The organism is Methylobacterium sp. E-012 (genome assembly GCF_057836545.1).
Genome location: NZ_JBYQEY010000005.1, coordinates 38,326 through 46,149 on the forward strand (window position 1 = coordinate 38,326; position 7,824 = coordinate 46,149).

General features: G+C 65.5%; 14 protein-coding genes. 10 read left to right on the plus strand and 4 right to left on the minus strand.

The annotated features are described in order from the left end of the window. Positions 1-5: 5 nt before the first annotated feature. The 6 genes from AC3IF1_RS29945 to AC3IF1_RS29970 all read left to right on the plus strand — a co-directional run bounded on the left by AC3IF1_RS29945 (position 6) and on the right by AC3IF1_RS29970 (position 2,593). The gene (locus AC3IF1_RS29945) at positions 6-701 is read left to right on the plus strand and encodes a hypothetical protein (RefSeq protein ID WP_243972508.1); all 696 of its coding nucleotides are present in this window, start codon (positions 6-8) and stop codon (positions 699-701) included. 84 nt (positions 702-785) lie between these two features. Continuing rightward, the gene (locus AC3IF1_RS29950; protein ID WP_489220733.1) at positions 786-1,271 is read left to right on the plus strand and encodes a YidB family protein; all 486 of its coding nucleotides are present in this window, start codon (positions 786-788) and stop codon (positions 1,269-1,271) included. 36 nt (positions 1,272-1,307) lie between these two features. After that, entirely contained in the window at positions 1,308-1,469 is a 162-nt protein-coding gene (locus AC3IF1_RS29955) for a YidB family protein (protein ID WP_489220742.1), read from the plus strand. 112 nt (positions 1,470-1,581) lie between these two features. After that, the gene (locus tag AC3IF1_RS29960) at positions 1,582-1,776 is read left to right on the plus strand and encodes a hypothetical protein (RefSeq protein ID WP_243947511.1); all 195 of its coding nucleotides are present in this window, start codon (positions 1,582-1,584) and stop codon (positions 1,774-1,776) included. Positions 1,777-1,845: 69 nt separating this feature from the next. Beyond that, positions 1,846-2,208, plus strand: coding sequence for a CsbD family protein (locus AC3IF1_RS29965; protein WP_489220734.1), 363 nt, complete (start codon positions 1,846-1,848; stop codon positions 2,206-2,208). Positions 2,209-2,257: 49 nt separating this feature from the next. Further along, the gene (locus AC3IF1_RS29970; RefSeq protein ID WP_489220735.1) at positions 2,258-2,593 is read left to right on the plus strand and encodes a DUF3618 domain-containing protein; all 336 of its coding nucleotides are present in this window, start codon (positions 2,258-2,260) and stop codon (positions 2,591-2,593) included. Positions 2,594-3,223: 630 nt separating this feature from the next. On the opposite strand, the gene AC3IF1_RS29975 is transcribed toward AC3IF1_RS29970, so the two are convergent. Further along, positions 3,224-3,496 carry an HU family DNA-binding protein gene (locus tag AC3IF1_RS29975; RefSeq protein ID WP_489220743.1) on the minus strand — a complete coding sequence of 91 codons (273 nt, stop codon included), beginning with the start codon at positions 3,494-3,496 and terminating at the stop codon, positions 3,224-3,226. Between the two features lie 210 nt (positions 3,497-3,706). On the opposite strand from AC3IF1_RS29975, the gene AC3IF1_RS29980 reads away from it, so the two are divergent. From AC3IF1_RS29980 to AC3IF1_RS29995, 4 genes are all read left to right on the plus strand, one after another. After that, positions 3,707-3,940 carry a hypothetical protein gene (locus AC3IF1_RS29980; RefSeq protein ID WP_489220736.1) on the plus strand — a complete coding sequence of 78 codons (234 nt, stop codon included), beginning with the start codon at positions 3,707-3,709 and terminating at the stop codon, positions 3,938-3,940. A 171-nt stretch (positions 3,941-4,111) separates the two neighbouring features. Continuing rightward, complete coding sequence (locus AC3IF1_RS29985) at positions 4,112-4,372, plus strand: hypothetical protein (RefSeq protein ID WP_489220737.1); 261 nt, start codon at positions 4,112-4,114, stop codon at positions 4,370-4,372. 278 nt (positions 4,373-4,650) lie between these two features. Further along, the gene (locus AC3IF1_RS29990) at positions 4,651-5,085 is read left to right on the plus strand and encodes a hypothetical protein (protein ID WP_489218398.1); all 435 of its coding nucleotides are present in this window, start codon (positions 4,651-4,653) and stop codon (positions 5,083-5,085) included. Between the two features lie 525 nt (positions 5,086-5,610). After that, positions 5,611-5,790: a hypothetical protein gene (locus AC3IF1_RS29995; protein ID WP_489220738.1), complete on the plus strand. Its 180-nt coding sequence runs from the start codon at positions 5,611-5,613 to the stop codon at positions 5,788-5,790. 264 nt (positions 5,791-6,054) lie between these two features. Here the strand turns inward: AC3IF1_RS29995 and AC3IF1_RS30000 are convergent, their stop codons facing one another. From AC3IF1_RS30000 to AC3IF1_RS30010, 3 genes are all read right to left on the minus strand, one after another. Beyond that, positions 6,055-6,324, minus strand: a complete 270-nt coding sequence (locus tag AC3IF1_RS30000; protein WP_243973647.1) for a hypothetical protein — start codon at positions 6,322-6,324, stop codon at positions 6,055-6,057. Then, entirely contained in the window at positions 6,324-6,533 is a 210-nt protein-coding gene (locus tag AC3IF1_RS30005) for a hypothetical protein (RefSeq protein WP_489220739.1), read from the minus strand. The genes AC3IF1_RS30000 and AC3IF1_RS30005 overlap by 1 nt, the downstream gene beginning before the upstream one ends. Before the next feature lie 443 nt (positions 6,534-6,976). Further along, entirely contained in the window at positions 6,977-7,729 is a 753-nt protein-coding gene (locus AC3IF1_RS30010; RefSeq protein ID WP_489220740.1) for an IS6 family transposase, read from the minus strand. Positions 7,730-7,824 lie beyond the last annotated feature (95 nt).

Below are 7,824 nucleotides of genomic sequence, written 5' to 3' on the forward strand. Positions count from 1 at the left end.
ATCCCATGCCAGCACAGACCCTCTCGGCCCTGTACGACCGCTACGACGACGCTGCGGCGGCTGTGACGAAATTGGAGGCGGCCGGCGTTCCGCACTCGGATATCAGCCTCGTCAGCAACAAGGCGGAGACCGGCAATGCCGGAACGGGCGACACGGCAGACCATGCTGCCACCGGCGCGGGGACGGGCGCGACGCTCGGCACGATCCTGGGCGGTGGCGCGGGCCTCCTCGCCGGCCTCGGGCTGATGGCCATCCCAGGCGTCGGTCCGGTCGTGGCCGCCGGTTGGCTCGTGGCGACGCTGACCGGTGCGGGCATCGGTGCAGCAGCGGGCGGTTTGACCGGCTCGTTGACCGGCGCTGGCGTGAGTGAGACCGACGCACATGCCTACGCCGAGGGTGTGCGCCGCGGCGGCTCGCTGCTGACCGTGAGGGCGGATGAGGCCCACGCCGGTTTGGCCACGCGCATCCTGGAGGAGCACGGTGCCGTCGATCTCGACGCGCGTGCGCAGGGTTGGGAGAGCGAGGGCTGGAGCGGCAAGACTGCCGACGAGGCCCCAAGGGACACATCGACCTTGATCGGCTCGGACGCGGCCGCCGGCTCGGTCGTGCGCGAGAACGATGCGGTGAGCGCTCCCATGGCCGGTACGGACACGTCGATGTCGGGTGCCCGTAGGGTGCGTGTCTACAACCACCCAGTCTGATCCTCGGCATCCATCCTTGGGTCCGGCCTCATCGTCGACCCATACGATCATCCCGGCCTGAGGGCCGCTCCCGGAGCACCACCCATGGGCCTACTCGACAGCATCATCGGCAGCGTGGTCGGCGGTAACGCCGGTCAGCAACAGGGCGGCAGCGCTAACCCCCTCGTCGGCGTCCTGATGAGCCTTCTGGTCGCGCGGGCCGGAGGCGGCGGCCTCGGCGGCATGTTGGGTAACGCGGGCGGCGGCATGGCTGGCGCCGGTCAGGGCGGTCTCGGCGGTCTGCTCGGCGGCGGCGGGGCCAGTGGGCTTGGTGCCCTCGTGGAGCAGTTCACGCAGGCTGGCCACGGCGGGGCGATCAACTCGTGGATCGGCAAAGGTCAGAACCAACCGATCGCGCCGCATGACCTCGGCGACGCGCTCGGTCCCGAGACGGTAGGCCAGCTCTCGCAGCAGACCGGCATGGGCAGTTCCGACCTGCTGTCGCAACTCTCGCAGTTGCTGCCCGGCGTGGTCGACCAGCTTACCCCACAGGGTCGTATGCCGACCGAGCAGGAGCACGCGCACTGGTAACGTTCTTCGCGACCGATCACGCCGCCGTTTTATGAGATCACCCTTCGTCAGTTGCAGCAGGGCATATGTTCTGCGGTGCTCGACAGCCTGTCGTGGCAGACCGACCTGTCGCACGGCGAGTTACTTTTCCGGCTCCCACAGGAGCTTCCCTCAGTGGTGAACCGCTACGCCCCTGATGGCAGGTTACCCGTGCGCTGACGCGGTGAGCCTGAGGACTTTCCGCACGCCGGTGGAGGACGACCTCACCCGGACGCGCCGGTCGATATGACCGCAACGAGCACCGTTATGGTGCCGAACGAGGAACACAGCCATGGCCCAGAACGCACACCACGAGGCGGCCAAGCATCACGAGGCAGCCGCCAAGTCGCACAAGACGGCCGCCGAGCACCACGAGAAGGGCGACGCTAAGGCGGCCGGCAAGCACTCCGAGGAGGCCCACGGCCATTCGGCGAAGGCGCACGAGAGTTCGACTAAGGCTCACGGCAAGAGCACCGGCAAGCACTGATCGACTCTCGTAGAACCAGCCGGGCCCGCGATGCATGTGGGCCCGGCTGCCAATTCAAGGAGGGACACCATGGACGAGAACCGCATCACCGGCGCCGCGAAGGAACTCGGCGGCAAGGTTCAGGGCAAGGTCGGCGCCGCGATTGGCGACCGCGAGACCCAGGGCAAGGGCAAGATGACCGAACTGAAGGGTTCGACCGAGAACCTCGTCGGACAGGCCAAGGACGCGGTGCGCGACGTGGCCGACCAAGCGAACGATCTCGCTGGTGAGGCGATCAAGAAGGGGCGCGAGCGCTTCCCTGAGGCCGAGCATGCGTATCGACAGGGCGGTGAGGCGCTCAGCCAATATGCGAAAGAGTCGCCGCTCATAGTCGTCGCGATGGCGGGCGCGCTCGGTTACCTTCTTGCACTGGTCATCCACGGTCGGAAGTGAAGGCCGCTTCCGTGTGGATTATGCCGCTCGATGCGATCCGAGGCCATCCATGACCGCTGGTGCCAGGGACCTTGAACGCGACGTCGAGGCGAGCCGGGCTTGGCTGGACGGGACCCTCGATCGGTTGCAAGCGCGGTTGAACCCGTCCTCTATCGTGGAGGAATTTGTCGGTACCGCACGCCGGAGCGAGGCCGGGGTCGCGCTCTACGATGGTGCCCTGCATGCGGTCCGGCACAACCCGCTCTCCGCCCCTCTAATCGCTGGAGGCGTGATGCTGTTGTTGCGGCAGGTGACCAAGCCATCCGTCCGTGTCTATCGCGCCGAGCGCGATCCGGACGTCCGGACGTCCGGACGCCGCGGCAGCCGTCCGTTCAGGCCTCCTTGAACGTGCCGAGGCGATATTCGGCTGGGGCGGGCAGCACACCGTAGTGAGGCGCCCCCACGATCGGGCTGCGGGACGACGCCTCGCCCAACTTGTCGACGGACTCGAGTGAATGAGCGCTGAGGGCATCCTCGTCGGCATCCACGGCTTGGAGAACAAGCCTCCGCTCGACGAGAAACGGCGCTGGTAGAAGCCTGCTATCGTAGAGGGACTGCAGAGAAACTGCAGACATGACGGCGGCGGGTTCCCCCCGTTCACGTGCGGCCGGCGTGTCCATTTCATCGGTATGGGGGGAGGCGGTACCGATGAGGCGGCAGATCCACCGCTGGCACCCGGTGAGCGGGGTGCTGTTCACCGAACTACGGGCCCGGGCGTGCGCGATGCGAGCCGAGCATGTTTCGGTGCGGGCGATTGCAGAGGCGCTGGGCGTCAGCCGATCATGTGCGCACCGTTAGGTCCTCGACGCGCCGGAACACGATGCCGCCAAGGTGCGGAATGGCGGCGTGCGGATCTATCCGCCGGGCACGCGGCGCTTCGCCAGCAAACTTTGGGCAACCGGATACCTGCGTGAGCAGCGGATCGCGATGGGGCGCGAGATGGCCGCGGCCGAGGCGCTCGATACCGCGGGCGATATCACGATGCCTGCCGCAGGAGCTCCGCCTCGCCTCCCTGATCCGCCGGCTTGAGGTTCAGCCGCACACGCATGGCCTTGCCCAGCTTGAACTGGAGGGTCTGCTTGGCTGCGACGGCGACGCTCTGACCGGTCTTCGGGTTGCGGCCGGTGCGGGCTCGGGTTTCCTTCGTCGCGAACGTGCCGAAGTCGCGCAGCTCGACACGGTCGCCGTCGGCCAGCACATCGGTGATGCGGTCTAGAATGACGTCGACCACCGCGTTGGCCTCGCGCATGAACTCCTGCCGGATGGGCTCTTGCGTGCACGGAGCGGCAAGCGGGTGAAGGACAGTCGCGGGCAGATCCGCCACCGTGGCGGAGTTGCTCGCTAGTGCCTCGGCCGCCTGCATAAGGCGCAGGGCCGTGCGATTGCCCATTGAGAACTTGGCTTCGATCCACGGCAACAAATTGCCGTGACCGAGGGCGCGCGGCACTATGTGAACCGCATGCGCCTACTCCGTCCGATCCTGATCCTCGCCCTGGCAATCGCGGTGCCCACCGTGACGGCCGCCCCCAGTTGGGCACAACGTGCGCATGGGCGGCGGCATGCGGCGGCGGCTAACACCCCGGCAAATGCGGGAGCGGCGGTCTGCCGAACCCGGGCCCGCGATTACGCCTATGAAAAGCACGCCGACGTCGGCCAGGAGCGCCTGTTCTTCAACCACTGCATGGGCCAGTAGGCCTGTCGAGCTACGCGCTGGTGTGACGTTGATACCGCGCACCTTGGCCAGGGCGGTCACGCATGTCTGCCCCGCTCACACACGTGTGGCCGCTGTCGCAAGCCCTCATTAAGCCGTCCGGCCCTACCGCCGGTGCGGTACGTCCGCCGACGTTGGCCCATCAGGACCCCTATGAAAAAGCTGCTCGCGATCGCCGCGGCCATGGTCGTCTGCGCGGGCCCCGCGGTCGCCTGGGCTGATCAGCCGGCCCGGGACTGCGACCAGGATCCCGAAACGACGGGCTCGCTGTCCGCCGACCCGCGCAGCCTGTACATGCCGGGCGCGCGGCCGGTCAGGGCGGATACGGATCCGCCCGAGGTCAGCTGGCAAGACGAGGCCCTGGAAAACTCCGAGCAGCGCAGGCGCGATCTGCCCGATTGCGGCGTGGATTGACGCGCTGGACGGCGGGCGCAATCGGCCAGCGATAGCTCGACCCAGTAGTGGAACTCTTGTTCGTTCGAACTTATTGACCCAACAACTGCATCGAGCGACACCGCCCCGTATTGCTCGATGCAGAAGCGCCCGGCCCAGGATCATCTCCCCTGGGTCGGGCTTTTTTGTCTATCAGCAACACATTGATACAAAACTGCGACGCCGTGGGTATTTCACGGGCGGATCGATTTTGCGGTTGCCCAGGTTATTTGGTGACGACATGGATAGGAGATGATCCTGTGAAACGTCTTGCTCTCGCTTCAACGGCGCTGCTGGCCGCCATCGCCTTCGTGCCGACCGGCGCTGATGCCCGCGGCTTCGGCGGTGGTGGCTTCCACGGTGGGGGGTTTGGTGGCGGTGGCTTCCGCGGCGGCGGCTATGGTGGCGGTTTCCGCGGCGCTGGCTTCCGCGGCGGCTACGGTGGCTTCCGCGGGGGATACGGCGGTTACGGCCGAGGATATGGCTATGGCCGCGGTTATGGCTACGGCGGCTACGGTCTGGGTCTGGGCCTCTTGACCGGTGCAGCTGTCGGATACGGCCTCGCTGGCGGCTACGGGTATCCCTATGGCGGTTATGGATATGGCTACGGCGGGTATGCTCCGGTGGGCTACTACGGCGGACCCTACGGCTACTACCGCCGCCCGTACGGCTACTACGGTGGGTACGGATACTGAGCCCGACACAACCATACGGTACACCCGGTCGTAACCGGGTTCTGCCATCCCGCTGATGGGCCGCGTTGTGTATCGGCCCGACCGCAGGTGAGATCGGACGCTCCCCCGCCCCGTGAGCAGATCGGGGCGGGGCCGAGCGGCCGATGCTCAGCATTGGGCCGCGCAACCGAGCTTAGCCATGTGCGTTCTTATCGAAGCGGCGCCGTTCGAGGCCTGAGGCTTCTCCAATGCTCCTGATCATGGCCCTGGTGGCAGGCACATTCGCGCTTGCCGGCTCGTTCTCGCTCATCGCTATGCTGGCGGACTAACGCTACTGTCGCGCCAGTCCGAGCACCTCGCGGCCGAGGTTAGTCGCATGCGCTCAAGCTTGGCAGCAAGTTCGGCTCTAGCGAGGCGATCGCCCATGCGGACGCCCGGTTCGTGAATTTGATTGCCAATCGTGTAGTATCTGCGACGTTGAGGGATGATGCCGGGCGGATGATCTGGTCCAGCCGACGTGCCCCTGTCACTGGGAGCGACTTAGCCATGACCGAAACCGACAGGCCTCACGGCGTGAGCGTGGTGCCGCCCACGGTACCGATCCGCAACATCAATGTGCCGGATCCGACGGCAGGCAACGGCCTCGCAAGTAAGGAGCCGACCAATGACACCACTGGCCATGAGGCCTTCGAGAAAGCCAAGGCAGAGTCGGAACAGAGGAAGTGATCTATACGGATTGAGTGGTTGTTGATCGGACACCCTTATCGATGACCTCGCAGGCCTCATTCAATCCGTTGCGCTAGCGCCTGGGTCATGCTCAGCGCGACTGCGCAAGCGAGGCCGCACCGAGCTCTAGGGGGTAAAGCCGTGGTGCTGCTCTGCCGGCCGAGGCCGAGGCCGATCGCTAAGAGCATGATCACGCTGGGCGGTTAATGAACTACCGCCGACATCCAAGGGCGGTGAGGTCCGGTCCTTGCGGATGCATCAGCTCTACGCCTTTGCCGAAGCTGTTTGACGCGTGATCTGAGAAGCTGCCGGTATCGCCTCTCCGGACGGCGGGGCCCCGGAGCCATCCACGATGCCGACCAGGTCGGCTTCGGTCACTGAGACACCATCCGGATCAGTGACAGTGATATCTTGACGCTCGGCGTCTCTGAAGTCGCGCAGCTTACGCAGCGCCCAGTCCGCCGTCGGGCATTTGTAGGTGACGATACCATTACGTGCGGCGCCCCGGACGACGTAGAGGCGACGCTGTTCCATCACACATCGATCCCGGCAGCCCCCAAGACGGCCCGCTGCTTCAAGATGCCAATGCGATGTGCGCGGATCGCATACTCAAGGTCAAGTACGCTCTGATCGTTCTGCTCGCGGAGAGCGGACGCCGCTCTAGCAAGTGCGGCAATAGCCTGTTCGTCGAGCAGAATGTTGAGGGCAAGCCTGCGCTGAAGACAGTCGCAATGATGATCCATGTTTCGACCCGGCTCTGACATGCAGCCTCAACCGGGCATATCGGCTGTAGGTTCAAACCAGCGATGCAGCGGCACAATTTCGACCATTGTTCAGCTGTCTGAGCATAGGTTTGGCGCGTGCAAGCTCCAAATCGCTCGGCCATCTGGGGCGGAAAGGTAGACAGCGTTCGCGCCGAGGGCTTAGATCCAAATCGAGGTCGCGTGCGATGGCGACCGCCGCATCGTCATCGGCTGCAGTTATCCTGCGCTCGTCGAGTGTCGGACCAACGACGCCGTCCTGTTGCCGACAGACAGCACGGAAGATGTATGCGCGCATGCCCTACCCTGCGTTTGCTGAGAGCATCACGGCGTCAGTGCCGATCTCGGCACCGTTGTAGCCGAGTATCCGGGGCCTGTCGCAAGCCGTATCGTAAACCGCAGGAAAGGCGAGAACCGCCTTGTTTTCAGATCTCGTTAACCTTTTGAAGCCCGAAGCAGATCCCGAGCAGCTGGTTCTGCTCGCGCATGGTCCACGTGCCGGCAAAGCCGAAGCCCTTGCGCAGCCACAGCATGGCCTCGAAGCCGCAGATCGTGCGGCGCGCCGTATGGAACGAGCGGAACCCGCCGACCCGCGTCATCGTCCGCTTCACCCGGAAGTGGTCGCCCTGGATCCCTTGCTGCAGGTGCTTGGTGACGTAGTGGATGGGTGTGCGGGGTAGCAGGCCGTCGCTCCTCGCAGCTACGATGGCGGGCGGATAGGTTCCGGCGCCGTCCGTGCCGATCCGATCAGGGGCGAGAAGCGGCTGGTCCGCCAGCATTTTACGGAAGAACCGCTTGGCCGCATCGAGATCGCGCCGGGCGGTCAACAGGAAGTCGACCGCGTCACCGTGCTTGTCGATGGCCCGGTACAGGTAGCGCCACTCGCCGCGCACCTTGATGTACGTTTCGTCGATCCGGATCGAGCCGCAGTGTGGCCAGCGGAATGCGCGCAGCCGCTTCTCGATCAGCGGCGCGTAGGCGAGCACCCAGCGGTTCAGGGTTGAGTGGTCCACCTCCAGACCGCGTTCCAGGAACAGCTCTTCGATGTCACGGTAGCTGAGCGGGTAGCGCAGGTACCAGGACACCGCCTGGACGATCAGCGCCGCCTCGATGTGCCGGCCCCGGAAGTCGGCCTTGGCGCGTTGTTTCAGCTTGGCGGCGATGGTGTGGAGGATCATGGGCCGGCTCCAAGGCGGAGGCGGCAAGCTGGGCGGGTGTGGCTAACGACCCATGAACGAAGGGCCGTCTAGGTTTGCGACACGCCCACCTTGAG